The sequence below is a fragment of the Microbacterium sp. Y832 genome (assembly GCF_057669765.1).
The window spans coordinates 341,034-366,996 of record NZ_JBYHFM010000002.1; the positions used below are offsets into that span (position 1 = coordinate 341,034).

The window sequence follows — 25,963 nt, forward strand, 5'->3', positions numbered from 1 at the left end:
CCCCTCTCTCTCGCTCTGTCACTGCAAGCCTATGCAAGCTGATCGCGGCTCACTGCGCCGAGACGGCATCGCCCGCTGCCGTCTCGCGGGGCGAGCGCAGGTCACTCGCCGGGCGCGGAACCCATGTGCTTGGCGAGATTCGGGTAACCGGTGATCTCCCACCCGCCGTCGACGACGAGCGAGGTACCCGTGATGTACGACGCATCGTCGCTCGCGAGGAAGAGCATGGGCTTCGCGATCTCGACCGGGTCGGCGGCGCGGGCGAGCACGATGCTGTTGCGGAAGTCCTCCATCAGTCCGGGGTTCTCGGTCAGCGCCGTCGTGAGGGGGGTTTCGACGAGGCCGGGAAGCACCGCATTGACCCGGATGCCGCGCCCGGCGAGCTCGAGCGCCGCCGACTTCGTCAGCATCTCGGCTCCGGCCTTGCCCGATGAGTACGCCGCCCCGAACCACATCGGCACGTGGGAGTTGAGACTCGCGACGTTGACGATCGCGCCGCCGCCCGTCATCGCCCGCGCCTCGTGCTTGACAGAGAGGAAGACCCCTTTGAGGACGAGGTCGACGGTGAAGTCCCAGTCCTCCTCGGACTGGTCGATGATCATCCCCGCGCGCGACGCCCCGGCCACATTGAAGGCGACGTCGAGGCGTCCGAATCGGTCGACCGCCGTCGCCACCGCCGCCACGACGTCAGCCTCTTTCGTGACGTCGCAGACGACGGGAACGTAGTTCTCAGTCTCATCGCCCGGTCGGAGGTCGGCTCCGACGACTTTCGCCCCGTCCGCGAGCAGCAGGTCGACGGCGGCCTTGCCGATACCCGAACCCGAGCCTGTGACGAGGGCCACCTTGTTATCGAATCGCGCCATGACCGATCTCCTTCCGATGGTGGATGCCGTCAGGTTAGGCACCGTCCGTGACGCAGGGCAGACACTCGCGCTCCGCGACGGGCCGGACTACACTCCCACCCTCGCGGCGCGAGCTTGCACACGGGTGCGGGAGCGTCAACCCCTTGGCTGCTCCCGCGGTGACGGTGTGCGATGGAAGTACACGCGAGGAGATCCCCGCGCTGTCCGACACGAAGGAGACATCATGGGTCTGGACGACAAGATCTCGAATGCGGCCGAAGACATCAAGGGCAAGGCCAAGGAAAACGTCGGCAAGGCCACCGACAACAAGGACCTCGAGGCCGAAGGCCACATGGACCAGGCGAAAGCGAACCTGAAGAAGGCCGGCGAAGACGTCAAGGACGCCTTCAAGTAAGCCACCCCACGCGAAAGGCCGGGACGATTCGTCCCGGCCTTTCGCGTGTCCGGCGCCCGGGGCCCGGTGAGCCCCTCAGGAGAGTGCGGAGAGCACCCCGGTGATGATGAGAGCGATGGCCGTCGTCCACAGGATGATGGCGAGCCCCTGCCAGATCAGGATGCGAGCCTTGCCGACACCCGCCGCGGCGAGCAGCGTCGCCGTGAACTGCGTCGGCAGCAGCAGCGGACCGAGCAGGCTGACCCCGGGAACGCCGTAGCGCACGAGGGCACGCTGGAACTTCTCATGCCGGGGCGTCGCGGGCTCGTCGATGGTGACGGCGGCGAGGTCGACGGTTGACGTGGTGCCGCTGCCGCTGAGCACCGCCTCGCGCTTGCGCGCCTGGATTCGGCCCGAGACCGCGCGGTGCGCCCCGGAGCTGAGCAGCACGAGGACGAGCACGCACGCGAAGTTGCCGACGATCGCCGCGATCACCGCGATGACCGGGTTGATGCCACCGACGATCCCGATCGCCGCTGCCCCTTCGCCCTCGATGAACGGAATGGCGCCGGCGGCGGCGACGATGAGCGGCTGGAGGAGCTCAGGCACTCGCGAGACGAGGTCCTGGAAGAATTCGATGACGGTCATGGTGTCCTTCCGACACGGGGGATTCGGTATGGATCAAGTCCACCGCGGTTCCCCTCGCCCCAGAAGTGTCGTGCTGTCATCGATGTCCGGACACTTCTCACGCGGCATCCGTGACATTTGTCACCCGCCTACAGTGGACGGGTGATCACTGATCCCCTCCCGTTCATGCAGGCAGATCCGGCGGCGGATGCGCGCATGTCGGTGCAGATGTCACGGCGGATAACGGCGACCTGGTGGTACACGTTCGTGGGCGTCCTGGTCTTCGAAACGCTCATCGTCTTCCCGCTCGCGACCACGCTGATCACCCCGTTCGCGGGCCCCGCCGCCGTGGTCGCCGTCTGGCTCGCCGGTGCCGCTTGGGTGCTCTCGACCATCCCCGCGCTGCTGGACTATCGGAGCCTCGCGGGGGCGGCTGTCCCGACGAGATGGCGCCGTACGATCCCGGCGCTCGCTCTGGCGATCGCGTTCGGCGCTCTCGCCGGTCTGACGTCGGGCGTGTGGATGGTGGCGGTGGTGCCCGTGACCCAGACCCTCCTGCTGCTCAAATGGCCGCCCGGCATCCGCCTGCGCCTCGTGTGCGCGGTGACGCTCCTGCTCGCGGCGCTGTGGTTCATCGACGGCCAGTTCAGCGTTGCCGACGACGATGGCAGCTGGGGGTTCCTGGGGTTCGCGTTCACCGTGCTGCCTGCGATGACCGTCCTTACGCTCTGGTGGTGGGACATCGTGGTCGCCCTCGACCAGTCGCGCGCCGCCGAGGCGAGGCTCGGCGCGACGCAGGAACGCCTGCGCATGGCGACCGACGTGCATGATCTGCAGGGTCACCATCTGCAGGTGATCGCCCTGCAGCTGGAACTCGCCGAACGGCTCATGGGTCAGGACCCGGATGCCGCGCTGGCACACGTCCGTGCGGCGCGCGCGAGCGTCGACGACGCACGGCAGGGCACACGAGATCTGGCTCTGCGCTTCCGCTCCGCCTCTCTGCACGATGAGCTGGCCAACGCCGTCGATCTGTTGCGTGCGGCCGGCATGAACGTCGAAGCCTCGATCTCGGCAGATGCTGACGCCGCCCCGGGCGACGTGCTGGCCCCGGTCGTGCGCGAGACGACGACCAATGTCCTGCGCCACGGCGGAGGCACGTGGGCACGGGTGATCCTGGCGGCCGACACGGACGCGTGGCGCTTCGAGCTCACGAACGATCTCGGGGACGACCTCGCACCGTCAGCGGGCGGGTCCGGCGTGGACGGCATCCGTCGGCGAACGGCGGAGGCAGGCGGCACCGTCGAGGTGCGCCGGGACCGCGGCTCGTTCATGATCGTCGTGACCGTGCCGGCGAATACGGGGCTCAAGCGATGATCCGCGTGCTGATCGCCGACGACGAGGTCATGATCCGATCCGCGCTGGCGGCATTGCTCCGACTCGAAGCCGACATCGACGTCGTCGCGGAGTGCGCCGACGGACTCGAAGCCGTCGAGGTAGCCGCACGCGAACGCCCCGATGTGTGTCTGCTCGACCTCGAGATGCCGGGCCTGGACGGCGTCGAGGTGGCCGGGCGCGTGACTCGCACGCTGCCGACCCGCTGCGTCGTGGTCACGCGGCACGCACGACCCGGCGTGCTGCGGCGCGCCCTCGCGGCGGGCGTCTCCGGATTCCTGCCGAAGTCCTCCGGCGCGAGCGAGGTGGCCGACGTCATCCGACGGGTGGCCGCTGGCGGTCGATACATCGACCCCGAGGTCGCCGCCGATGCACTGAGCGACGCGCGGAGCCCCCTGACCGATCGCGAACTCGATGTTCTTCGGGCCGGGCGACGGGGCGAGACCACGGGACAGATCGCACGCGCGCTCTCACTCGCCCCGGGCACCGTGCGCAACCACGTCTCGGTGATCCTGGCGAAACTCGCCGTGCGTACCCGCCAGCAGGCCGTCCTGATGGCAGAGGAACGCGGCTGGATCTGACCGATGACGGGTCGGTCCCGGCGCTGTGTCCGACGAGAGATGACGTCGGTGACGAACGCGACGTGGCGAACCCGGACGACGCTGCGACGTAGGCCACGTCGCAGCAAAGACGCGCCAAATCGGGTGGCCTGCGGGACCACAGGCGCCTCGACGGCGGGGAGGTTCGCTCCACGCACCTCGCGGTACTGCGGCAGGTCGGTGTAGAGCTCGTCGCGCAGCGGGTTGCGGTGCCGCGTGACGATCGTGAACAGCTGGTAGGCCGCGACGGCGATGTTGGCCGCGAGCGACAGGGCCGACACGACGAACAGCGCGGACTGCACGGCGAACGGCGACGACGCGATGAAGGTCGGGACCGCCATCGTGAACATCATCCACAGCGCCAGCGTGTGGGCACGGTGCTGCCCCGAAAGCGCTGATCCGCGGGGGCGGGCGGGCGCACGTGATGCCCTCGCGGCCGCACTGAAGGCGAGACTGCGGACCGCGCCGCTCGACAGGGTCACCGTGACGCAGCTCACACGGGACTGCGGACTGACGCGGCAGGCCTTCTACTACCACTTCCCCGACGTGCCGCACCTCGCGGTCTGGGTGTTCGAGACCGAGATCGCCGGCCAGGTGCGCGAGTTCACGGCCGAGCTGGGCTGGGCCGACGGGCTCGTCCGACTGATGCGGTACATGCGCGACAACCGGTCGTCGACGCTCGGGGTGCTCGACGGGCTGGGGCGGTCCGGACTGGAGCGCTTCCTGTTCGAGCAGATGCGGCCCGTGACCGAGGACGTCATGGAGCAGGAGGGCGGCGGACCGGTGCAGGCGCAGGATCGCGTCCTGGTGGTCGACTTGCTACACGTCGGCCGTGCTCGCCGTGGTGCTGCGGTGGGTCGCGGACGGCATGGTCGAGCACCCCTACCGCGTGGTCGGCGATCTCGAGATCATCCTGCACGGCGCGGTGCGGGATTCGGTGCGCCGACTCGACGAGCGCGCCACGCCGCGACGGGGTCACGGCAGCAGATAGCGACGACGACTCTTCCCTTCCGTTACCTCGTCGTTATATAGTGACAGCGGTAGTTGTTTGCTGTGGCAGCTGCCGACATGTGATTGCAGGACACTCTTGGTGCAAGGGACAAGGGCCGGTCGGGAGCCTCTCCGACCGGCCCTTACTCTTGCCCTTGTGCCTCGCCGCCGCACCCGCTCCTCCCCAGCGTGATGACATCGAAGTTATTCACGGTTTCTGCCGCTGACCGGGCCTCCTTCGGACTCCGTCCCCTGCGACGCCCACACCGTCCGCTGTCAGGCGCAGGTCTGGGCGCTCGTCCTCGATTCCGACCGAGTGCTGCCCGACGACGAACGCGCGGCGCGCCGGCGCGGCGTGACGCTGGGCCGGGCGCGCAACGGACTGATCCCCATCACACGCTGATCGACGGCGCAGCAGCACCCGGTCCCGCCACGGGTCCTCGTTTCGCCGACTCCGGTGAGCCTGACGATGTCGCCGACGTCGATATGCGCACTCGCACGCAGAAACAGCACGACGCGCTCGCGTCGATCCTCGGGGTCGCCGCACGGTCGGCCGAGAGCCCGTCGACCGGCGGCGCGTCCCCGGCATTGCTCGTCGCGATCTCGGCCGCCGAGCCTGAGGCCGAGAACGGCTTCGCCTTCGTCGACGGCACGGATCACCACCTTCCGGCGACCGTCGCCCGCCGCCTCGCGTGCTCCCACGGCATCCAGCGTGTCGTCCTCTCAGACGATGGCCGCGTCATCGAGCTGGGATCACCGCAGCGGGTGTTCACAGGGCATCAGCGCCGCGCGATCACCGCGCGAGACGGCAACTGCGTCATTCCCGGATGCCACGTCGCAGCCGCATGGTGCGAAGTGCATCACGTCATCGAGCACGCACGCGGCGGGCCGACCCACGTCGACTTCGGCGTTCTGCTCTGCTGGCATCACCACCGCACCATCGAGACGAGCGGCTGGCAGGTTCGGATGATCGGGGGAATACCCGAGGTGAAGGCGCCCCGCCATATCGACCCGCTCCGGCGGCGGAGACCCGTGCGACGCTCCGCCGCGGTCGAGTTCGAACGGCGACGAAAGCAGGCGGGATGAGCACGTCACACGCCCCCGCCGCCACCTCCTCCGCCGCCCCCGCCGGCAGAGCCTCCGCCGCTCGAACCGCCCGACGTCGACGACGACACGGCGCTCGTCGAGAGAGTCGAGATGCCCGCCGAGAAAGAGGCCGCGTTGAATCCGGCTGGACCCGAGTACCAGCCGGGCGATTGATCGTCGCCGTAGAGCACGGCGAGCTGCTTCGCCCACTCCTTCTCCTGCCCGAACACGACGGCGTACGGCAGGAGCGTCTCGTACAGCTTCAGCATCTGCCGGGGGTCGTTCGTGTCGACGGCCACCCGCTCGGCGCCGGTGGGCGATTGCAGCATCCGGATCCGGTCCGCCTCAGCCCACTCGATGAACTGCTGCAGTCCTCGCAGGTGATCCCGCGCCTCGGCACCGCGCGAGGTCAACGGTTTGCGGGCGACGAGGGCGAACGTGACGAACACGGCCACCCCCGCCATGACGATCAGCGTGATCGGCACCCCCTCGTTCACCCCGTTGTCGAGCGCGATGAAGCCGAAGACGAACACGAGCACGGTCGCGACCAGGGCCACGAAGAGGGGCACGTATCGAGACGGCGACACGCGCCGCCACATCCCCCGGGCAGTCAGCTGCGCGGTCGCGGCCGCGATGATCTTCTGCGCCGTCGACGAGAGCCGCGTGTCCGACTTGCCGAACTGGAACGTGTCCCCCGGCTGCCCGTCGGGAAAGAGCCCGTGCAGCAGCATGATTCCGTCGCCGTCCGCGCGCGATGGGTCGATGAGCTCGGCGGTGAGCGGTGTACTCGAAGAGAACCGCTTCGGTGCACCTTCGACGATCCGGATGCTGCCGACCACCGCCTGCTCGAGCACTTCGGCCGGAATCGCCTTCGACGTGCGCTGCAGCAGCACAGCGCTCTCGAGTGCATCCAGCCCCGGTGGTGGCGTGTACTCGGCGATGATCGTGGGCCGCCCCGGGTCATCGCGCAGTCGCCGACGCCGCACGACGGCAGCGCCGATGAGTGAACCGAGCACACCGAGCCCCGCCACTGCTTGCAGCCATCCCCACGACGAGGCGAGATACGAACCGTCGAACGCCGTGAAGGTGCCCGCTTCGAAAGCGACCGCGATCGTCATCGTCTCATGCGGGGCGAGGGGCCCCGCCGTCGCGACGATCGCGTCGGCGGCGGCATCCGTCTCGATGCGGCAGGTGTCGGTCGAACCCGCGCCACCGACGTAGCACGACGCGTTGCCGGTCGTCGCGGCGAAGAGCGACGGGTCGAGGTTCAGCCGGGCGGTGACCCGCCCGAAGGGCTGCGCCCATTCCGTGCCGTTGACGTTCCAGTAGAACTCATCGACACCCGTGTCGTCGAAGAACCGCGTGACGTTCTCGAGCTCGTACGTGAAGACGTACGTCTGCCGACCGTGCACGTAGTCGTCGGCGCGCGACGTCATCGAGAACCACCCGTCTTCCGACGAGGTCTCCTCGGCGCGCGGGGCTCCCTCTTCATCCGTGATCGAGATGAGGTGAGGCAGCAGCGGGGCCCCGAGATACTCGTCGGGGATGATGCGGCGCATGCCGCGGTTCTGGTCGCGTTCGGGGAACAGCGCGACGAACGTCTCGGTCACCCGCAGACGGCTTGTTCCGTCGTCCGCACGTGACAGCGCGTAGTCGACGTCGAGGCTCTCGAACGAGAAGTCCTCGACGTCGGCGTCCGCCGCCGCGGGCGCCGCAGAGAAGAACACCACCGCCGCCGTGAGCATCGCGCAGACGATGAGGAGGATTCGAGCAAGAGAGGTGCCGACGGCTCGCGTCATGCCGACCAGCCTATGCGCGCAGGCGCAGGTCGTACTCTTGACGCCATGACAGATCGCCGGCTCGCCATCGCCGCCTGGGAAAGCCTGTTCCGCGCACAGCACGAGATCTTCAACGAGATCAGCAGCGACTTCGAGGACACCGGTCTCACGCAAGCGGAGTATGACGTGCTTCTCACCGTGACCCGCGGCAACGACCGCACGGCGCGCCTGCGTGACGTCACGGCGAACATGCTCATCAGCCAGCCGAGCGTGTCCCGCCTCGTCGACCGCATGGTCGCGCGAGGCCTCCTGTCGAAGGCGCCCGATCCCGAAGACGGACGGGGCTCGCTCGTGCGCGCGACCGATGAGGGTGCCGCGGCGTTCCGTCGGATCGCGACGACGCACGGATCTGCCATCGCGACGCGCATGTCGGTGCTCAGCGACGACGAGCTGACTCAGCTGCGCGCCATCACGACCAAGCTCCGCAGGCGCCCTCGCCGCTGACCGCCGGGCGCACGACTCACCAGCGGTTGTGCACCTCTTCGGCCCATCCGAGCACCCCGGCGAATGGGATCGACTCTCCGGCCTGCGTACGGAACGTACCGTCCCAGTACCCGAAGCACTGGTCGGTCGCGCTCGCGACGACCCCGAGATTCGTGCGCGTCACCTTGTTGTGGAAAGGGGTGAAGGATGCCGCCAGCCCACCGCCGACGATTCGCCAAGGGCGTCGCCAATCGGCGATGTCGTAGTCCCACACGAGCTCGTCGTGGATCTTGTGCAGCCGCCCGTCGATGACGATCGCGTTCTCGGTCGATCCCGTCCCCGCCGTCCACTTCGCGCCGACCTGGATGCCGATGAGGCGACCGTGTGAAAATCCCGACCCCGCGCCCCAGTTCCAGCGGATGTCGTACGGCCACCGGCCACGGCCGTGATCGAGAACGGCCCACGACTCCCCCGCGGGCACGTCGTACGTGACGCCTTCGATCGTCACCGACCCCGATGCGGGGCGCGCGACGTCCTTCACCGTGTACTGGAACCGGGTGTCGCTCCACGGAACCACGACCGCGAGGCGCTCATGTCCCGGCGGCAGCGCGGCCGTCACGTCGAAGCCCGCGCCGGCGATGCCTGCGCGCAGGCGCGTGCCCCCGGCATCCGCGGGGTCGATGTCGATCTCGAGGCCCTTGGCGCGAGCCCGCGCCGAGCCCTCGCCGAGCGATGGCGGCAGCGTGAAGCCGCGAGCGGGCAGCACCGTCGCTCCGTGACGCCACTGGCGCTCGGTCGCGCGGTCGAAGACCCACACCTCGTGCACGGCGGCGTAGTCGATCGAGGACACCGTGAGGGCGAGCAGGTGCGTCGGCGTCGTGATGCCCCAGTACTCCCACCGCTTGTTGCGCCCCCAGAACCCCGGGCCGATCCCGGCGGTGTCGACGACCGGCTGGCGCGCCCACCCCACAGCGGCGCGGTTGAGGCGGCCGTTGGGCAGCGTGAGCGGCACGCGCTCGGTCAGTTCCGGCAGCGGAATCGTGATCATGGCTTCTCCACCTCGTGGGACCGGGCAGCGACGCGCAGCCCGTGGTTGATGCGGCGCATCGCGTGTTCAGGCACTTTCACGAACCGCCGATCGTAGGTGACGAGCCCGTTGACTTCGTCCTCGACGTCGGACAGCTGCGTGTACACCGTCGCCGCGACTCCGCGTGCCATCGCGGGTTCGATCTCGCGCACGTGCAGACGCTCGAGAGCGGTGACGAAACGATCGCGCGAACGATAGCGGCGGTATCCGAACACGCGGTCGCTCGCCGTGTGCCCGGGGACGGCGAGGCTGTAGCCGCCGTACTCGGTGACGGCGAGAACGCGCGAGTCCGCCCGGCGAGGAGCCCGAACGGGGCGGAAGTACACGTGGAGGCTCCGCACGTCGCCTGCTCCCTGGTCGTGCCATCCGCTCGCGTGATCGATCGGGCGCGTCGGGTCCAGTCGTCGCACGTCCTGCGCGATCCGGGCGGCATCGAACTGTCCCCAGCCCTCGTTGAACGGCACCCACAGCGCGATGGACGGCACACTGCGCAGGTGTTCGATCATGTCGCGCAATTCGGTCTCGTAGTGGTCCCGACCCGAGGCATCCGCTCGCCCGAACCTCGCGTATCGGTGGTCGTCGAGCGCGGGGGCGCCGAAGACGGGCGCCGTGATGACAAGGGGGTTGTAGCGCTCGCCGCCGTTGACGGCGTCCTGCCACACGAGCATGCCGAGCCGGTCGCAATGGTGGTACCAGCGCAGCGGCTCGATCTTGATGTGCTTGCGGAGCATCGTGAAGCCCATGCGCTTCGCGAGCCGGATGTCGTATTCGAGCGCCGCGTCGGCGGGCGCCGTATACCCGCCGTCGGGCCAGTAGCCCTGATCGAGCAGCCCGACGTGCACGTACGGCTCGCCGTTCAGCAGAAGCCGCCGCGTGCCGAAGGCGTCCGCACCGACGCCGAACGAGCGCATCCCGACGTAGGACTCAACGCGGTCTCGACCCAGCACGACACGCACGTCGTAGAGGAAGGGATCCTCGGGACTCCAGGCACGGATGCTTCCCGCCAGAGCGATGCGGACCGATTCGCCCACCGGGACGGATGCCGTCGCCACGAGCTCGTCCGCCGCTCTGACCTCGACGACGGCCCGATCCTCGGCTGCCGCGTGCATGCTGCCGACCCTCACGATGAGGTCACCGGCGGCCAGATCGGGGGTGAGGACGAGCGTGTCGACGGCGACCCGCGGCACGATCTCGGCCCACACGGTCTGCCAGATCCCTGACTGTGGCGAGTACCAGATCCCGCCTGGGCGGCTGGACTGCTTGCCGCGGGACAACCAGGCGGCATCCGTCACGTCACGCACCGCGACGACGAGCTCGTGCTCGCTCGTTTCGGCGAGCGCATCGGTCACATCGAGCGCGAACGGCAGATACCCGCCCGTGTGGGCACCGACCTCGACCCCGTCGACCGCGACACGACACGACTGATCGACGGCGCCGAAGTGCAGGATCACGCGCTCTCCCTCGGCGAGGGGGCGCGGCGGCGCGAAGGTCCGCCGATACCAGAGCGTCTCGTCTGCAGCGAGCACCCGCCCCACGCCGGAGAGCGCCGTCTCGGGTGAGAACGGCACGGTGATCTCGCCCTGCCACGCCGAGGGCGGCGCGGCAGGGTCGGCCACGGCCAGGGGGTCGGATGCCGCGAAGGGTGTGAACGCGTACTGCCAGCGCCCGTTGAGGTTGCGCCAGTCGCCCCGGATCAGCTGCGGGCGAGGGTACTCGGGCAGCGGCGCATCGGGGTCGAGGGCGTCCGCCCACGGTGTGCGCAGACTCATCCCGCGACCTCGGCATCCGCCGTGTGGACGCGTCGCAGCAGCAGCACGGGAACGACGACGACCACCGCGACGATGGCGGCCGCTGCGAAGATCCAGGGCGTGGGCACTTGCTTGACGACGCCCAGATCCGTGTAGGTCTCGTTCGCACCGATGATGACGGCTGCACCGACGAAGGGACCGATGACCATCGGCACGAGCACCGCGGCGATCATGCGGAGTCCCTGCACGACGCCGACCCGGTCACGCGGGGTCGCATCGCGCACGCTCGCGGCGATGGCGGCGACCGACAGCATGAAGCCGCTCATCATGACCGCCCCGACGACGATGACACTCACCATGTCGCGCGCGAACACCATCCCGATCAGACCCGCCACGAGGATCGCCGTCGCGGGCAGGATGGCGCGGACCTTGCCCACCCGGTCGATGACGCGCCCGCCCACGACGCTCGCGATCGAGGCGATGATGAGCACGCTGCCGAGCACGATCGCGTAGCCGTCGATGCGCAGATACCGCTGGATGTAGATGATCAGGTAGGGCACGAACACCTGCGTGCTCGTGCCGACGATCGCGTAGGCGAGCAGCAGCAGATACAGACGCGGATTCGCCCGCACCGACGAGGGGCGCAGCCCGTAGACGACCGAACGCAGATACCCGTCGGCGCTGGGTGCGATGTGCGCCGGATCGTGCACGAGGAACCAGGCGAGCGCGCCCACGGCCGCCGTCACGAGGCCGACGATCCCGAAGAACAGGCGCCACTCGCCCGCCTGGGTCAGTGCATCCAACGCGCCGAACACGAGGAGCATCGCCAGCAGCGGCATGATCGCGAGGACGCCGTCGACACGTCCGCGATTGCCGGGCTCGGTCGACTCGGTCACCCAGGCGTTGAAGGCCGCGTCGTTGGCTCCCGAGCCGAACACCGACATGAGGCAGTCGAGCGCGACGATGGCGACGACGGCCGCGCCGACCACGAGCGCGGCATCCGCTCCCGCCGCCGGCTGGACGAACCCGAACGTCGCCGTCGTGAGCCCCCACAGGATGTAGCCGACCGCGATGAACGGGCGACGCGTACGCGCACGGTCCGACCACGCCCCCACGAGCATCGTGGCGAGGGTCGCCGCGATCGCCGACGCCGCGACGAGGATCGCGATGACGGTCGGATCGGTCGAGATCGTGTCGTACACGAACACGTTGAGGTACATGTTCTCGACGGTCCACGCGAGCTGCCCGACGAGCCCCAGCAGGACGATCGTGAGCCAGACGCGACCGGACAGCGGCGCGAGGGACCGGGCGGGCGCGCCTGCGGGCGCAAGGGAATCTCGGGACATCGGCATCCTTGCTCACGTTCCGGCAGTGCGTCTGATCCTAGGGGTGGGATTCCCCCGAGCGCGTCAGCACTCGATGACGTTCACGGCGAGACCGCCCTCGCTCGTCTCTTTGTACTTCGTCGACATGTCGATTCCCGTCTGCCGCATCGTCTCGACGACGGTGTCGAGCGACACGAAGTGCGACCCATCGCCGCGCAGCGCGAGTCGCGCCGCGGTGACAGCCGTCGACGCGGCGATCGCGTTGCGCTCGATGCACGGGATCTGCACGAGCCCGCCGACGGGGTCGCACGTGAGACCGAGGTGGTGCTCCATCGCGATCTCGGCGGCGTTCTCGATCTGCCTGTTCGTGCCGCCCATCACGGCGGTCAGCCCACCGGCGGCCATGGCGCACGCCGACCCGACCTCGGCCTGGCACCCGCCCTCGGCGCCCGAAATCGACGCGTTCGCCTTGAACAGCGACCCGAGGGCCGTCGCGGTGAGCAGATAGCGCCGGATGCCGCGGCGTCTGTTCGCCTCGGCGAGCGCGGCCGGTGACCCCTCGACGAGTTCGGGAACGGGCGGATGGAACCCCATCAGCGCGCTGCCGACGAGTTCGCCGTACGGGGTGACGGCGTTGCCGGCGCCCAGGCCCGACCCCGCGAGGAAGCGCCACCAGTACATCGCGACAGCCGGCACGATCCCCGCCGCACCGTTCGTCGGTGCGGTCACGACGCGGCCGCCCGCTGCGTTCTCCTCGTTGACGGCCAGCGCGAACGCCCCGAGCCACTCACCGGGCAGTTCGCGGTTGCCGGCGGACTCCGCGTCGTCGAGCTGCGCCCGGATCACCGCTGCACGCCGCTTGACCTTCAGGATGCCCGGCAGCAGGCCCTCGGCGCTCAGTCCCTGCTCGACGCACCCGGCCATGGCGTCCCAGATCGCATCGAGCTTCGCCGCGACCTCGGTGTCGCTGCGCAGCGCCTGCTCGTTGATGCGCGCCGCCTCGGCGATCGTGATGCCGCGCTCGTCACACAGTGCGAGCAGTTCGTCGGCGCTCGAGAAGTCCAGCGGATACGCGTGTGTCTGCACGCGCGGCGGCTCACCGTCGCGGCGGATGAACCCGCCCCCGATGGAGTAGTATGTCTCGCGCAGCACGAGCCCCTCATCCGACACCGGCGCGGCCGGCAGCATGGCCGCCCCCGTCTCGCGGAAGACCGCACCCTCGGCCGTGATCGGCCCCGCCGTCGTGCGGGACCACGCCTCGAGCGTCATGCCGTTGGGGTGGCCGGGCAGACGCGTGCGCGGAGCGAAGACGACGTCGCCCTTCGCGAAGGACACGGGGCGCTCGCCCGCGAGCACGAGGTGAACGCCGTCGGCCCAATCGCTCCACGCCGACCGCACGGCATCCGGATCCGCCGTCTCCGGCTCGAGGCCCTGCAGCCCCGCGACGATCGCGTCGGGCGTGCCGTGGCCGATGCCCGTCGCTCCCAGCGATCCGTAGAGCGTGCACGTGATGCGCGCGACATCGCCGAGCAGGCCGAGCACACGCAGTCGGGTCGCGAAATCGAGGGCCGCCCGCATGGGGCCGACCGTATGGGAACTCGAGGGTCCTACTCCGATGGAGAACAACTCGAACGCCGAGACGTACGCGCTCACGTGACCAGGCTACGTGGTCGCATCACCGACGGGGTGTTTCCGCGCTGACGACGGTAGGCTCGAAACTTCATACATTCCCCTCGTGGAGGTTGCCGTGTCTGTTGCAGAAGAGCCGATCTGGCTGACGCAGGATGCTCTGAACCAGTTGCAGCAGGAGCTGGACGAACTCACCAAGAACCCCATCGCCGACGACCTCTCTTCGGCTCGCGCCGTCGAGCTGCGCGGCCTCATCCGCCGGGCGCAGGTCGGATCGATGCCCGACGACGGACTCGTCGAACCGGGCATGCGCGTCACGGTCGAGTTCGAATCCGACGAATCGCAGGAGACTTTCCTGCTCGGCGCCCGCGCTCTGCTGGGTCCCGTCGGCGACATGGCCGTGTACTCGCCGGAGTCCCCGATGGGTCAGGCGATCATCGGCTCGCACCCCGGCGACCGCCGCACCTATCGCGCGCCGAACGGCGTGGACATCACGGTGACCATCATCGCGACAGTCCCCCACGCGTGATTTCGGCCGGCCCCGCGCGCGAGCGCGGGGCCGAGCCTGTAGGCGTCAGTCCGCGTCGACGGGTGCTGCCGCGCTGTGCTGGCGGATCGTGTTGATGATCCCCGAGAAGTCCTGGTTCGCACCGTCACCCTCGGCGAACGCGACGTAGATGTCGCGCGCGAGGGTGCCGAGCCGCGCGTCGACCCCCGTGAGGTCGATCGCCTGACCGGCGAGCGAAAGATCCTTCGCCATGAGGGTGCCTGCGAACCCCGGCTGGTAGTCGCGGTTGGCCGGGCTGGTCGGAACAGGGCCGGGCACGGGGCAGTTCGTCGTCAGCGCCCAGCACTGGCCCGACGCGTTGGATGACACGTCGAAGAGCGCCTGATGCGACAGCCCGAGTCGCTCACCGATGACGAAGGCCTCGGCGACGGCGATCTGCGAGATGCCGAGGATCATGTTGTTGCACACCTTGGCGGCCTGCCCGAGGCCGGAGCCTCCGCAGTGCACGATGCGCTTGCCCATCGCCTCGAGCACGGGCAGCGCCTCGGCGAAGTCGGCGTCTGAGCCGCCGACCATGAACGCGAGCGTCGCGTTCTCTGCCCCGACGACGCCGCCCGAGACGGGCGCGTCGAGCGCACGGTGCCCCGCGGCGATCGCGGCGTCGGCGGCGAGACGCGCTTCGTCGACGGCGATCGTCGACGAGTCGATGAAGAGCGTGCCGGGGCGCGCGGCGGCGAGCAGCCCGGGTGCGTCAGGCGTGCCGTAGACGGCGAGCACGTGCCGGCCGGCGGGAAGCATCGTGATGACGATGTCCGCCGCTGCGGCGGCATCGGTGCCCGCGTCGACGAGTTCGACGCCCGAGGCGGCGGCGGCCTCGCGGATCTCCGGCACCAGGTCGAACCCGAGCACACGGTGCCCTGCGGTCACGAGATTGGCGGCCATGGGACCGCCCATATGGCCGAGTCCGATGAATGCGATGGTGCTCATGGGGTTCCCTTCGTCGACGGTCATCGGCCCTGCTCAATCAGTGCTCGACCGACGATCAGCTGCATGATCTCATTCGTTCCCTCGAGGATCTGATGCACCCGCAGGTCGCGCACCACCCGCTCGATGCCGTACTCGTGCAGATAGCCGTATCCGCCGTGCAGCTGCAGCGCAGCGTTGGCGACGTCGAAGGCGGCATCCGTCGCGAAGCGCTTCGCGAGCGCGCACGCGACGGCGACGTCGGGTGCGGCGGCGTCCATCTTCTCGGCGGCCCGCTCGAGCAGTGCCCGAGCGGCCTGCAGATCCGTCTCCATCTGGGCGAGCCGGAAGACGACGGACTGGTTCGCCGTGAGAGGCATCCCGAACACGTGCCGGTCGTGCACGTATGCGACGGCGCGGTCCAGCGCCCACTGGGCACCGCCGAGCGAGCATGCGCCGATATTGACGCGACCGCCGTTGAGGCCCTTCATGGCGATGCCGAACCCGTCGCCCTCTTCGCCGAGTCGGTTCGCGACCGGCACGCGCACGTCCTCGAGGATCACCTGGCGGGTCGGCTGGGCGTTCCAGCCCATCTTCTTCTCATTCGGACCGAACGACAGACCGGGCGTATCGGCGGGAACGACGATGGCGCTGATGCCCCGGGATCCGGGCCCGTTCGTGCGAGCCATCACGAGGTAGACGGCCGATGAGCCGGCACCCGAGATGAACTGCTTCACCCCGTTGAGGACGTACTCGTCGCCCTCGCGCCGGGCGCTGGTCGTGATGGCGGCCGCATCCGATCCGGCACCCGGTTCGGTGAGGCAGTAGCTGCCGAGGTCGTCCATCGTCGAGAGCCCGGGGACCCACCGCGCACGCTGCTCGGGGGTGCCGAACGTGTCGATCATCCACACCACCATGTTGTGGATCGAGATGTAGGCGGCGATCGTCGTGTCGCCCTTGGCGAGCTCTTCGAAGATCGCCAAGGCGTCCTGCCGGGACAGGCCCGACCCGCCGAACTCCTCGCTGGCGTAGATGCCGCCCAGGCCCATCTGCCCGGCTTGGCGCAGCGTGTCGACCGGGAAATGCTTGTCCGCATCCCACGTGCCCGCGTGCGGGGCGAGTGCTGCCTCGGCGAAATCGCGGACCGCCTCGACGAGGGCGGCGCGCTCCTCTGTCATTGCCATGCTCATGATCAGTGCATCGTCGGGATGACGAAGCTCGCGCCTTCCTTGAGATCGTGTGACAGCCAGCGGCTCGTCACGGTCTTCGTCTTCGTGTAGAAGCGGAACGCGTCGGGTCCGTGCTGATTGAGGTCGCCGAACCCGGACTTCTTCCAGCCGCCGAACGTGTGGTACGCGATCGGAACGGGAATCGGCACGTTGACGCCCACCATGCCGGTGTTGACGCGAGCGGCGAAGTCGCGGGCCGCGTCGCCGTCGCGCGTGAAGATCGACACTCCGTTGCCGTATTCGTGCTCCGACGGAAGGCGCAGTGCCTCTTCGTAGTCGTCGGCGCGCACGATGATCAGCACGGGCCCGAAGATCTCCTCGCGGTAGATCGTGTGCTCGGGCGTCACGTGATCGAACAGTGTCGGGCCGAGGTAGAAGCCGTTCTCGTAGCCGGGAACCTCGTAGCCGCGCCCGTCGGCGAGCAGGGTCGCACCCTCATCGACACCCACCTGGATGTAGTGCTCGACGCGCTTTTTCGCCTCGGCGGTCACGAGAGGTCCGTAGTCGTTGCTCTCGTCGAGGGCGGGGCCGACCTTCAGGGTCTTCACCCGCTCGGCGAGCTTCGCCGCGAGCGCGTCGCCGGTTGCCTTGCCGACCGGCACGGCGACCGAGATCGCCATGCAGCGTTCGCCTGCCGACCCGTAGCCGGCGCCGATGAGCGCATCGGCGACCTGGTCGAGGTCGGCATCCGGCATGACGATCATGTGGTTCTTCGCACCGCCGAAGCACTGCGCCCGCTTGCCGTTGGCGGCGGCGGTCTCGTAGATGTACTGCGCGATCGGGGTCGATCCCACGAACCCGACGGCCTTGACGCGGTCGTCGTGCAGGATCGCGTCGACGGCCTCCTTGTCGCCGTTGACGACGTTGAGCACGCCCTCGGGCAGACCCGCCTCGAGGAAGAGCTCGGCCAACCGCAGCGGAACCGAGGGGTCGCGCTCGCTGGGCTTGAGGATGAACGCGTTACCGGCAGCCAGAGCCGGGCCGGCCTTCCACAGCGGGATCATGGCGGGGAAGTTGAACGGTGTGATCCCCGCGACGACGCCGAGCGGCTGACGCATCGAGTACACGTCGATTCCCGTGCCGGCGCCGCTGGAGTACTCGCCCTTCAGCAGGTGGGGTGCACCCGCGGCGAACTCGATGACCTCGACGCCGCGCTGGATGTCTCCGATCGCATCGGGGACGGTCTTGCCGTGCTCGCTCGACAGCAACCGCGCGAGGGATGGGGTGTCCTTCGCGACGAGGTCGAGGAACTTCAGCAGGACGCGCGCCCGCTTCTGCGGATTCTGCGCCGCCCACTCGACCTGCGCCGCCTCGGCGTTGCCGATCGCCGCCTGCACCTCTGCCGTCGTCGCTAGCGGCACCCGAGCCTGCACCTCACCCGTGCTCGGATCGAACACGTCGCCGAAGCGGCCGGAGGTGCCGGCGACGTGGGCGCCGCCGATGAAGTGGGTGAGTTCTCGCGTCATGAAAGTACTATGACATTCAACTATCTGATCTGCAATCAAAAGATCGGTACGGTGAGGTGCCAGAGAGGAGCCCCGCCCGTGACCCCGAAGCCGTTGCACGTCGACCCCATCGCCGAAGCGCGCCGCCAGTGGATCGCGCACGGCTGGGGCGAGGCGGCGGACGGCATGGCGGCCGTGACATCGGTCATGCGCGCGCACCAGCTGATGCTCGCCGAGGTCGAGAAGACCCTGCGGCCGTTCTCGCTGTCGTTCGCGCGGTTCGAGATGCTGCGCCTGCTGGCGTTCAGCAAAGAGGGCACGATGCCGATGGCCAGCGCCACGGCGCGGCTTCAGGTGCACCCCGCGAGTGTGACCAACACGGTCGCCCGCCTGGAACGCGACGGACTCGTGCGTCGCGACCCGCACCCCCGCGACGGCCGAGCCGCACTGCTGACCATCACGCCCGCCGGACACGAGATCACCGAGGCGGCCACGGCCGCTCTCAACGAGCAGGTCTTCGCGCGGGTCCGCGAAGAAGTGATCCCGCCTCTGACGCAGTCGATCGCGAAGCTCCGACTCGAAGCCGGCGACTTCTCGCCGCCGGCACCCGCTCCCGAGCCTCTGACCTGAGCCGCGCCGCCCGCGCGTAGCATCCCTCACCCCCGGGTCGAAAGGGGGCAGACAGCGCCACGCCGCGCTCCTTACTCTGAGGGTCGAATCCCGCGAGTGAAGGAGCACACCATGCCTGAAGCACCCGTCGCGAAGCACGCCCAGTCGCTCGCCGATGACGAAGGGGGCATGCCCGAGCAGCAGCAGACCCCTCCCGGGCTGACCGGGCCGATGCATCCCCGTCCGGACCACGGAGAGGAGTCCTGGCAGGGCCGCGGGCGCCTCGAAGGGCTGAAGGCCTTCATCACGGGCGGCGACTCGGGAATCGGTCGAGCCATCGCGATCGCGTTCGCCCGGGAGGGCGCCGATGTCGCGATCAACTACCTGGCCGAAGAAGAAGAGGATGCACGCGAAGTGGCGGACTGGATCGAGAAGGCCGGCCGTACGGCGGTGCTCGTGCCCGGCGACCTTCGCGAAGAGCAGACCTGCCGCGACGTCGTCGCGCGTGCCGCGGAGGAGCTCGGCGGGCTGAACATCGTCGTCAACAACGCCGGCTTCCACTGGGCGCGCGGCCAAGAGGGCCTCAAGGGACTCGCGGCCGAAGACCTGCGCCGCGCCGTCGAGACGAACCTGTACGCGACCCTCTGGATCAGCCAGGCGGCGCTGGAGCATCTCGGCCGGGGCGACAGCATCATCAACACGAGTTCCGTGCAGGCCTACGATCCCTCGGTCACGATGGTCGACTACGCCGCCACGAAAGCGGCCATCAACAACCTCACGGTGAATCTCGCGCGCGAACTCGGACCGGACGGCATCCGCGTAAACGCCGTCGCTCCGGGACCCGTGTGGACGCCCCTGCAGCCGGCCACGAAAGAACCCGAAGCCGTCGCGAACATGGGCAAGGACACGCCGCTGGGCCGCATCGGCCAACCCGCCGAACTGGCCGGCGCCTATGTCTTCCTCGCGTCGCCCGACGAAGCGAGCTACGTCAGCGGCACGGTCGTCGGCGTGACGGGCGGGCTGCCGGTCTTCTGACGCGCCGCCGTTCACGCGCGGCGGTGAGCGGTGGGGCCTCAGCCGGAAACACAAAAGACCCGCGGAATCCGCGGGTCTTTTGGTGTTTCACTGTCTCAACACAGTGTGCGCCCGAAGGGACTCGAACCCCTAACCTTCTGATCCGTAGTCAGATGCTCTATCCATTGAGCTACGGGCGCATGGCCCGCGCTTGCGCTCGGGCCAGCGTCTAGATTACCCCACGCCGGGCGTCGCCGCGAATCGAGGTCACTCTGCCGGTTCGTGGGCCTGCGGAACGCCCGAACGACGCCGATTCGCCGCGAGACGAGGCAGGTCGATGAGGCGCAGTGACTGCATCCGCGCGGCGCGCATGCGCTCGTAATCGGGGTCGAGGTCGGGGCGCATGCCCTCGACCGTGAGACGGCGGTGCAGGTTCGCCTCGACGTCACCCCACGCGGCATCCCTCGATGCCTCGACGAGTGCACGGACGGCCTCGGGGTCATCGGCCTGCCGGCGCAGCTCCTTCGCGACTCCGATGTATTGCTTGCCGCGCTTGCGGAGGTTTCGGGTGTCGCGGTCCCGGTAGTCATGGGTGCCGTCGGGATCGGTGAACTTGCCCCACGCGCGCCGGCGCTGCTGCTTCGCGCGATCGGCGGCGGCCTCCTGCTCGGCAGCGAGCGACAGCAAGGCCTCGCGGGCGACGGGGGCGATCCGATCGACGTCGAACGGGGCGCCGCGTGCGATCGTCTCGACGAGGATGTGGTTGCGCACCACCAGCCTGGCTGCGGCGAACGCGATGGACACGCCCTCGGCGATCGCATCCGTGGTTTTACTCACAGCACCTCCCCCACCGAGGTTATCGTCCGGGCCGACATGCGACAGGCTGCTGACCCGGCATACGCACGCGCGCGTAGCAATTCACGCGCTCGAGCACAACCCCCATCGGCCTTTTCGGCGCGCGACGTAGTGTTTTTGTCACGGGGTAAGACCAGATCAATGAGATGAAGGCCGATGTGTGTAACGGCCACGCGGAGCGGTATCGGGGGATCCGCTCGCGACGAGTTCGAAGAGAACTTCAGGGCTTGAGTCCCTGAACGAACTGCGCCGTCGCCGAGCATGCGCAGGCCTTTGGAGAGTACTCGGGGGGCTTGTGGCATCCGGTGAATGAGTGCGCAAGACGCCCGTCGGGATGCCATGCATCCCGACGGGCATCTTCGTTCGAAGCGCGTCAGTCGATCGCCGAGATACGCCAGCCGGCTCCGGTCGTCTCTCCCGGCGCGAGCGTGATCAGCCCGGCGTCGTAGGGATAGCGATCGGCGTTGAAGGCGTCCGGTGCGCACGTCATCGGCTCGACGGCGAGACCCAGGCGACTCAGTGCCGGATCGGGCTTGTCCGCCGTGTGGATCTGCACCCAGGGGCACGCGGCGCCCCACGTCATCGCGACCCCGGAGCCGGCGGCATCCGTCACGCGGACCGTCACCTCGCCGTCGCTGTCGCGGGCGAGGTCCGTGTAGGCGTGGTCGAGCTCGACGTCGCCGATGCGACGCGCCGTGCGGAAGTCGAAGCGGCCGGGGTCGTCGGCGTCGACCGCGACGAGCCCGGTGGGCACGAGCCGGTCGTCTGTCACGGTGAGCACCTGGGCAGCGGGGAGTTCGAGAGTCCAGTCGTCGACGGCACCCCCGCCCGCCACGAGATAGGGATGCGGCCCGACGCCCCACGGCGCGGGCTCGGTCGATTCGTTGCGTGCCGTCACGGTCTGGGTCAGCCCGTCGGGCCCGAGCGAATACGTCGTGAAGACGATGATGCGCCACGGATAGGCGGTCTGCGGCTGGATCGCGGCGGCGAGCGTCACGTGGTCGGGGCCCTTGTCGATCGCCTCGAAGTCGAGCCACGCGGCCAGGCCGTGCAGGGCATGGCCGCGTGCGGGCTCGGTGAGCGCCAGGTGGAAGTCCCGCCCCCCGAAGGAGTAGGTGCCGTCGACGACGCGGTTCGGCCACGGGGCGAGCGTGGCCCCCCGGTACGAGGGACGCACCTCGTCGGCGTCGAACGGCACGACGAGGTCGCGCCCGCGGTGGGTGAGCGACCGCAGCGTCGCGCCGACGCTCGCGATGAGCGCCTCATAGTCGCCCGCGCGGAGCACGTGCGGGGTTCCCGAGGTCGGTGTGCGTGCCATGGATTCAGATTCCCTGAGCGAGTCGGTAATACGCCTGGTTCCATCGCAGTTCGCGCTGGAAACCCCGGACGGTCGTGTCCTCGTCGATGACGACGAGCTCGGTTGCCGCGATCTCGGCGAAGTCGCGGAAAACCTCCACGCCGACAGCGGTCGTCATCACAGTATGGTGCGCCGCACCCGCGATCAGCCAACAGGTCGCCGATGTCGCGAAGTCGGGGGCCGGCTTCCACACGGCGCGGCCGACGGGGAGCTTCGGCAGGTCGGGCGCTTCGATGTTCTCGACGACGTTGGCGACGAGGCGGAAACGGTCGCGCATGTCGCTCATCGCGACCACGAGCGCGTCACCGGGGTCAGCGGTGAACACGAGCCGGACGGGGTCGTGCTTGCCGCCGATGCCGAGCGGATGCACCTCGAGACGCGGCCGAGCGCTCGTGAGCGAGGGCGACACCTCGAGCATGTGCGCGCCCAGGATCTTCTCATCGCCGGCGACGAGGTCGTACGTGTAGTCCTCCATCAGGCTGGCCCCGCCCGGCAGGCCCGCACCCATGACGTTGGCGACGCGCACGAGGATCGCCGTCTTCCAGTCTCCCTCCGCGCCGAAGCCATAACCTCCGGCCATGAGCCGCTGAACCGCCAGACCCGGCAGCTGCTTCAGGGCGCCGAGATCTTCGAACGACGTCGTGAAGGCACCGAAGCCGCCCTCCTCGAGGAAAGAGCGCAGGCCGAGCTCGATCGCCGCGCCGTCGCGGAGCGACGAGTGGCGCTCGGCGCCGGGCAGCAGCTCGTCCGCGACGTCGTACTCGTCGCAGTAGACCGCGACGAGGTCGTCGATAGCGGCATCCGTCACCTGCTCGACTGCCTCGACGAGCTCGTTGACGCCCCACGTGTTGACCTGCACACCGAAGCGCAGCTCGGCCTCGGTCTTGTCACCTTCGGTGACGGCGACGTAGCGCATGTTGTCGCCGAATCGAGCGAGCTTGAGTGTCCGGGATGCCGCCCACCCGGCGGCGGCACGCTGCCAATCCTCGATCTGCTGACGCACGGCGGAGTTCGACACGTGCCCGACGACCGTCTTGCGTGCCACGCCCAGGCGCGTCTGGATGTACCCGAACTCGCGGTCGCCGTGCGCCGCCTGATTGAGGTTCATGAAATCGAAGTCGATGTCGGCCCATGGCAGCTCGACGTTCGCCTGCGTGTGCAGGTGCAGAAGCGGCTTCTGCAGCGAGTCGAGGCCCGCGATCCACATTTTTGCGGGGCTGAACGTGTGCATCCAGGCGATGATGCCGACGACGTCGTCGCGCGCGTTGGCCTCCAGCGCGAGGCGGCGGATGCTGTCGGCGTCCGTCAGCACGGGCTGCCACACGACCGTGACGGGAAGATCCAACAGGCCCTCGACGACGGCCCGCGACTGCGCCGCGACCTGGCGCAGCGTCTCGTCGCCGTAGAGACCCTGGCTGCCCGTGACGAACCAGACTTCGTAGCCGTCGAGGGTGGTGGAAAGGGGTGTGCGGGTCATGAGCGTGTCCTTCGAGGGGCATGAGTGAGGGTGAGGTCGGATGCCGGAAGCCAAGCCGCGTGCGACATGACGGGCGGAACCGGGTCAGAGGGCCGCGACGGCGGCGGCTTCGACAGCGAGCCCGGCGCGGTAGCGCCCGAGGTACGCGTCGAAACCGGCGGTGTCGGCCGGGTCGGGGTCGGCGGCCACGACGACGGCATCGGCGAAGACGCGGTCATCGAGGTAGGCCGACAGGGAGGATCCCGCGCGAGTGCGGCCGGACGAAATCGACGGTGCGGTCTGGGCCGTGGTATCCGTCAGTGCGGTCGTGCGGGCATAGGCGGCGAGCACAGCGATACCCCACGCGCCTCCCTCTGACGCGGTGCTGCGCACCGAGACGGGGGTGTGCAACGCGCCGGCGAGGAAGCGCTGCGCGACACCTGCCGTGCGGAACATGCCGCCGTGTGCGAACATCCGGTCGAGGGCGACGCCTTCGTCGGTGAGCAGCCGCATGCCGAGCGCCAGTGTGCCGAAGACGCCGTAGAGCTGGGCCCGCATGAAGTCGGCGAGGGTGAGCGAACTGTCGGGTGTTCGGACGACGAGCGGCCGGCCCTCGGCCAGACCGGCGATCGGCTCGCCGGCGAGATGGTTGTAGGCGAGGATTCCGCCCGCATCCGGTGCGCCGTCGAGTGCTTCGCGGAAGAGCACATCGAACACGGTGTCGGCGGCGAGCGACGAGCCTGCGGCTTCGGCGAACCTCGCGAAGAGCCCCACCCACGCCGCGAGCTCACTCGCGCCGTTGTTGCAGTGCACCATCGCGACCGGATCACCGGCGGGAGTCGTGACGACATCGAGCTCACGGTGCAGGCTCGCGAGCGGGCGCTCGAGCACGACCATCGCGAAGATGCTGGTGCCCGCGCTCACGTTGCCCGTGCGCGGGGCCACGGCGTTGGTCGCGACCATCCCGGTGCCCGCGTCGCCCTCGGGCGCGCAGAACAGGGCGCCGGGTTCGAGTGCGCCTGACGGGTCGAGCAGGGCCGCGCCCTCGAGGGTGAGCCACCCGGCCGGATCGCCCGCCGTCAGCACCTCGGGAAGCAGGGCGGTGATCGGGACTGCGCCCCCGAGCGCGTCGTAGCGGGCGGTGAGGGCCGCGTCGTACGTGCCTGTCGCCGCGTCGATCGGGAACATCCCCGACGCGTCGCCGACGCCGAGCACGGCGCGGCCGGTCAAGCGCCAATGCACGTAGCCCGCGAGCGTCGTCAGAAATCGGATGCGCGCAACGTGCGGCTCGGCATCGAGCACCGCCTGTCGCAGGTGTGCGATCGACCAGCGCAGGGGGATGTTGACCCCGAGCAGGTCGGTCAGTTCGGCTGCGGCCGGGCCCGTCGTGGTGTTGCGCCACGTGCGGAACGGCACGAGGAGCTCACCCGCGTCGTCGAAGGCGAGGTAGCCGTGCATCATCGCCGAGACGCCGATCGCGCCGACCCGTTCGAGAGCGACGCCGTGTCGTTGGCGGACGTCGGCGGTCAGCGCGGCGTAGGAGGCCTGGATCCCACCGCAGATGTCATCGAGCGAATACGTCCAGATACGGTCCTCGAACCGGTTCTCCCAGTCGTGGGAACCGGTCGCGAGCACGAGCGACGGGTCGTCGGCGTCGACGAGGCAGGCCTTGATCCGGGTCGAACCGAGCTCGATGCCGAGCGTCGTGCGGCCTTCGGCGATGGCGCTCATCGACGGTCGTCTCCGCTCTGGCCGTACACGCGCTGATAGCGCTCGAAGAGGCGGTCGATCGTCTCTTGCGGGATCGGGATGAGCGGGCCTGCTTCGCGCGCCAGGTGCACGGTTCGCGCGGCGTCTTCGCACATGACGGCGGCTTTGACGGCGTCCCGCGCGGTGACCCCGATCGTGAACGGGCCGTGGTTCTGCATGAGCACCGCCTGGCTGCGGTGGCCGGTCAGCGTCTCGACGATTCCGCGGCCGATCGAGTCGTCGCCGATGACCGCGAACGGGCCGACGGGAATCGGTCCGCCGAACTCGTCGGCCATCCCCGTGATGACGCACGGGATCTCCTCGCCGCGGGCGGCCCAGGCGACGGCGTAGGTGGAGTGCGTGTGGACGACTCCCCCGACCTCGGGCATGGCGCGGTAGACGTAGGCGTGTGCGGCGGTGTCGCTCGACGGACTGCGATGACTGCCGCGTGAACCGGGGACGACCACGCCGTCGAGGTCGCACAGGATCATGTCGTCGGCGGTGAGCTCGTCGTACGAGACACCGGACGGCTTGATCACGAACAGATCGGCGCCCGGCACGCGCCCCGAGACGTTGCCGCCCGTCCAGACGACGAGGCCGTAGCGCACGAGCTCGCCGTGCAGACGCGCGACCTCGGCGCGGGCCTCAGAGACCGCGGCTTCGACGTCAGGTGGCCGGTTACGACCAGGGGTCGGCGCGTCGGGCGTCGTCACGATGTCCTCCATTGGACCTGTGCGGTTTCTGGCTGCGGGCCGGTTCGGGGTGCGGTGGCGAACCGGCGCCGCTTCTGCTCGGGAT

At 69.1% G+C, this 25,963-nt stretch carries 23 protein-coding genes, 1 tRNA gene and 1 pseudogene; 8 read left to right on the plus strand and 17 right to left on the minus strand.

Annotated features, from left to right (window positions below):
* Positions 1 to 101: 101 nt before the first annotated feature.
* On the minus strand, positions 102 to 863 hold the full coding sequence (locus tag AC25YV_RS04440; RefSeq protein ID WP_488122627.1) for an SDR family NAD(P)-dependent oxidoreductase: 762 nt from the start codon (positions 861 to 863) through the stop codon (positions 102 to 104).
* A 223-nt stretch (positions 864 to 1,086) separates the two neighbouring features.
* On the opposite strand from AC25YV_RS04440, the gene AC25YV_RS04445 reads away from it, so the two are divergent.
* Positions 1,087 to 1,257 (plus strand): CsbD family protein, encoded by a 171-nt coding sequence (locus AC25YV_RS04445; protein WP_488122628.1) that lies wholly within the window; start codon positions 1,087 to 1,089, stop codon positions 1,255 to 1,257.
* A 75-nt stretch (positions 1,258 to 1,332) separates the two neighbouring features.
* Here AC25YV_RS04445 and AC25YV_RS04450 read toward each other — a convergent pair whose 3' ends face one another.
* Positions 1,333 to 1,884, minus strand: a complete 552-nt coding sequence (locus AC25YV_RS04450; RefSeq protein ID WP_488122629.1) for a small multidrug efflux protein — start codon at positions 1,882 to 1,884, stop codon at positions 1,333 to 1,335.
* A gap of 141 nt (positions 1,885 to 2,025) precedes the next feature.
* Here AC25YV_RS04450 and AC25YV_RS04455 point away from each other — a divergent pair, with 141 nt between their 5' ends.
* Complete coding sequence (locus AC25YV_RS04455) at positions 2,026 to 3,237, plus strand: sensor histidine kinase (RefSeq protein ID WP_488122630.1); 1,212 nt, start codon at positions 2,026 to 2,028, stop codon at positions 3,235 to 3,237.
* A complete protein-coding gene (locus AC25YV_RS04460) occupies positions 3,234 to 3,836 on the plus strand; it encodes a response regulator (RefSeq protein WP_488122631.1) in 603 nt (200 codons plus the stop codon). Before AC25YV_RS04455 ends, AC25YV_RS04460 begins: the two co-directional genes overlap by 4 nt.
* 230 nt (positions 3,837 to 4,066) lie before the next feature.
* Here the strand turns inward: AC25YV_RS04460 and AC25YV_RS04465 are convergent.
* Positions 4,067 to 4,207, minus strand: a pseudogene (locus AC25YV_RS04465) (DUF5692 family protein); the annotation flags it as partial.
* Between the two features lie 829 nt (positions 4,208 to 5,036).
* Here AC25YV_RS04465 and AC25YV_RS04470 point away from each other — a divergent pair.
* Positions 5,037 to 5,930, plus strand: coding sequence for an HNH endonuclease signature motif containing protein (locus AC25YV_RS04470; protein ID WP_488122632.1), 894 nt, complete (start codon positions 5,037 to 5,039; stop codon positions 5,928 to 5,930).
* A 5-nt stretch (positions 5,931 to 5,935) separates the two neighbouring features.
* Here the strand turns inward: AC25YV_RS04470 and AC25YV_RS04475 are convergent, their stop codons facing one another.
* Positions 5,936 to 7,729: a DUF2207 domain-containing protein gene (locus AC25YV_RS04475; RefSeq protein WP_488122633.1), complete on the minus strand. Its 1,794-nt coding sequence runs from the start codon at positions 7,727 to 7,729 to the stop codon at positions 5,936 to 5,938.
* A gap of 45 nt (positions 7,730 to 7,774) precedes the next feature.
* On the opposite strand from AC25YV_RS04475, the gene AC25YV_RS04480 reads away from it, so the two are divergent.
* Entirely contained in the window at positions 7,775 to 8,212 is a 438-nt protein-coding gene (locus AC25YV_RS04480; RefSeq protein ID WP_488122634.1) for a MarR family winged helix-turn-helix transcriptional regulator, read from the plus strand.
* A 16-nt stretch (positions 8,213 to 8,228) separates the two neighbouring features.
* On the opposite strand, the gene AC25YV_RS04485 is transcribed toward AC25YV_RS04480, so the two are convergent.
* From AC25YV_RS04485 to AC25YV_RS04500, 4 genes are all read right to left on the minus strand, one after another.
* Positions 8,229 to 9,239 (minus strand): DUF2804 domain-containing protein, encoded by a 1,011-nt coding sequence (locus tag AC25YV_RS04485; RefSeq protein ID WP_488122635.1) that lies wholly within the window; start codon positions 9,237 to 9,239, stop codon positions 8,229 to 8,231.
* Entirely contained in the window at positions 9,236 to 11,047 is a 1,812-nt protein-coding gene (locus AC25YV_RS04490) for a glycoside hydrolase family 2 protein (protein ID WP_488122636.1), read from the minus strand. The genes AC25YV_RS04485 and AC25YV_RS04490 overlap by 4 nt, the downstream gene beginning before the upstream one ends.
* The gene (locus AC25YV_RS04495; RefSeq protein WP_488122637.1) at positions 11,044 to 12,372 is read right to left on the minus strand and encodes an MFS transporter; all 1,329 of its coding nucleotides are present in this window, start codon (positions 12,370 to 12,372) and stop codon (positions 11,044 to 11,046) included. Before AC25YV_RS04495 ends, AC25YV_RS04490 begins: the two co-directional genes overlap by 4 nt.
* Positions 12,373 to 12,435: 63 nt before the next feature.
* On the minus strand, positions 12,436 to 14,004 hold the full coding sequence (locus tag AC25YV_RS04500) for an L-serine ammonia-lyase, iron-sulfur-dependent, subunit alpha (protein ID WP_488122638.1): 1,569 nt from the start codon (positions 14,002 to 14,004) through the stop codon (positions 12,436 to 12,438).
* 94 nt (positions 14,005 to 14,098) lie between these two features.
* Here AC25YV_RS04500 and AC25YV_RS04505 point away from each other — a divergent pair, with 94 nt between their 5' ends.
* Positions 14,099 to 14,509 (plus strand): GreA/GreB family elongation factor, encoded by a 411-nt coding sequence (locus tag AC25YV_RS04505; protein WP_488122639.1) that lies wholly within the window; start codon positions 14,099 to 14,101, stop codon positions 14,507 to 14,509.
* Positions 14,510 to 14,554: 45 nt separating this feature from the next.
* Here the strand turns inward: AC25YV_RS04505 and mmsB are convergent, their stop codons facing one another.
* From mmsB to AC25YV_RS04520, 3 genes are read right to left on the minus strand one after another with little or no spacing between them, the layout of a single operon-like run.
* The gene (gene mmsB, locus AC25YV_RS04510; protein WP_488122640.1) at positions 14,555 to 15,475 is read right to left on the minus strand and encodes a 3-hydroxyisobutyrate dehydrogenase; all 921 of its coding nucleotides are present in this window, start codon (positions 15,473 to 15,475) and stop codon (positions 14,555 to 14,557) included.
* 20 nt (positions 15,476 to 15,495) lie between these two features.
* Positions 15,496 to 16,629, minus strand: coding sequence for an acyl-CoA dehydrogenase family protein (locus AC25YV_RS04515; RefSeq protein ID WP_488122641.1), 1,134 nt, complete (start codon positions 16,627 to 16,629; stop codon positions 15,496 to 15,498).
* Positions 16,630 to 16,643: 14 nt separating this feature from the next.
* Positions 16,644 to 18,146, minus strand: a complete 1,503-nt coding sequence (locus tag AC25YV_RS04520) for a CoA-acylating methylmalonate-semialdehyde dehydrogenase (protein ID WP_488122642.1) — start codon at positions 18,144 to 18,146, stop codon at positions 16,644 to 16,646.
* 78 nt (positions 18,147 to 18,224) lie between these two features.
* On the opposite strand from AC25YV_RS04520, the gene AC25YV_RS04525 reads away from it, so the two are divergent.
* Entirely contained in the window at positions 18,225 to 18,755 is a 531-nt protein-coding gene (locus tag AC25YV_RS04525; RefSeq protein ID WP_488122643.1) for a MarR family winged helix-turn-helix transcriptional regulator, read from the plus strand.
* Positions 18,756 to 18,866: 111 nt separating this feature from the next.
* The gene (locus AC25YV_RS04530; RefSeq protein WP_488122644.1) at positions 18,867 to 19,769 is read left to right on the plus strand and encodes an SDR family oxidoreductase; all 903 of its coding nucleotides are present in this window, start codon (positions 18,867 to 18,869) and stop codon (positions 19,767 to 19,769) included.
* Between the two features lie 106 nt (positions 19,770 to 19,875).
* Here the strand turns inward: AC25YV_RS04530 and AC25YV_RS04535 are convergent.
* The 6 genes from AC25YV_RS04535 to AC25YV_RS04560 all read right to left on the minus strand — a co-directional run bounded on the left by AC25YV_RS04535 (position 19,876) and on the right by AC25YV_RS04560 (position 25,890).
* Positions 19,876 to 19,948: transfer RNA gene (locus tag AC25YV_RS04535), tRNA-Arg, on the minus strand.
* Between the two features lie 67 nt (positions 19,949 to 20,015).
* Positions 20,016 to 20,585 carry an asparagine synthase gene (locus tag AC25YV_RS04540; RefSeq protein ID WP_488122645.1) on the minus strand — a complete coding sequence of 190 codons (570 nt, stop codon included), beginning with the start codon at positions 20,583 to 20,585 and terminating at the stop codon, positions 20,016 to 20,018.
* Positions 20,586 to 20,976: 391 nt separating this feature from the next.
* A complete protein-coding gene (locus tag AC25YV_RS04545; RefSeq protein ID WP_488122646.1) occupies positions 20,977 to 21,921 on the minus strand; it encodes an aldose 1-epimerase family protein in 945 nt (314 codons plus the stop codon).
* A gap of 4 nt (positions 21,922 to 21,925) precedes the next feature.
* Entirely contained in the window at positions 21,926 to 23,437 is a 1,512-nt protein-coding gene (gene araA, locus AC25YV_RS04550) for an L-arabinose isomerase (protein ID WP_488122647.1), read from the minus strand.
* Between the two features lie 84 nt (positions 23,438 to 23,521).
* The gene (locus AC25YV_RS04555; protein ID WP_488122648.1) at positions 23,522 to 25,147 is read right to left on the minus strand and encodes a xylulokinase; all 1,626 of its coding nucleotides are present in this window, start codon (positions 25,145 to 25,147) and stop codon (positions 23,522 to 23,524) included.
* A complete protein-coding gene (locus tag AC25YV_RS04560) occupies positions 25,144 to 25,890 on the minus strand; it encodes an L-ribulose-5-phosphate 4-epimerase (protein ID WP_488122649.1) in 747 nt (248 codons plus the stop codon). The genes AC25YV_RS04555 and AC25YV_RS04560 overlap by 4 nt, the downstream gene beginning before the upstream one ends.
* Between the last annotated feature and the right edge of the window lie 73 nt (positions 25,891 to 25,963).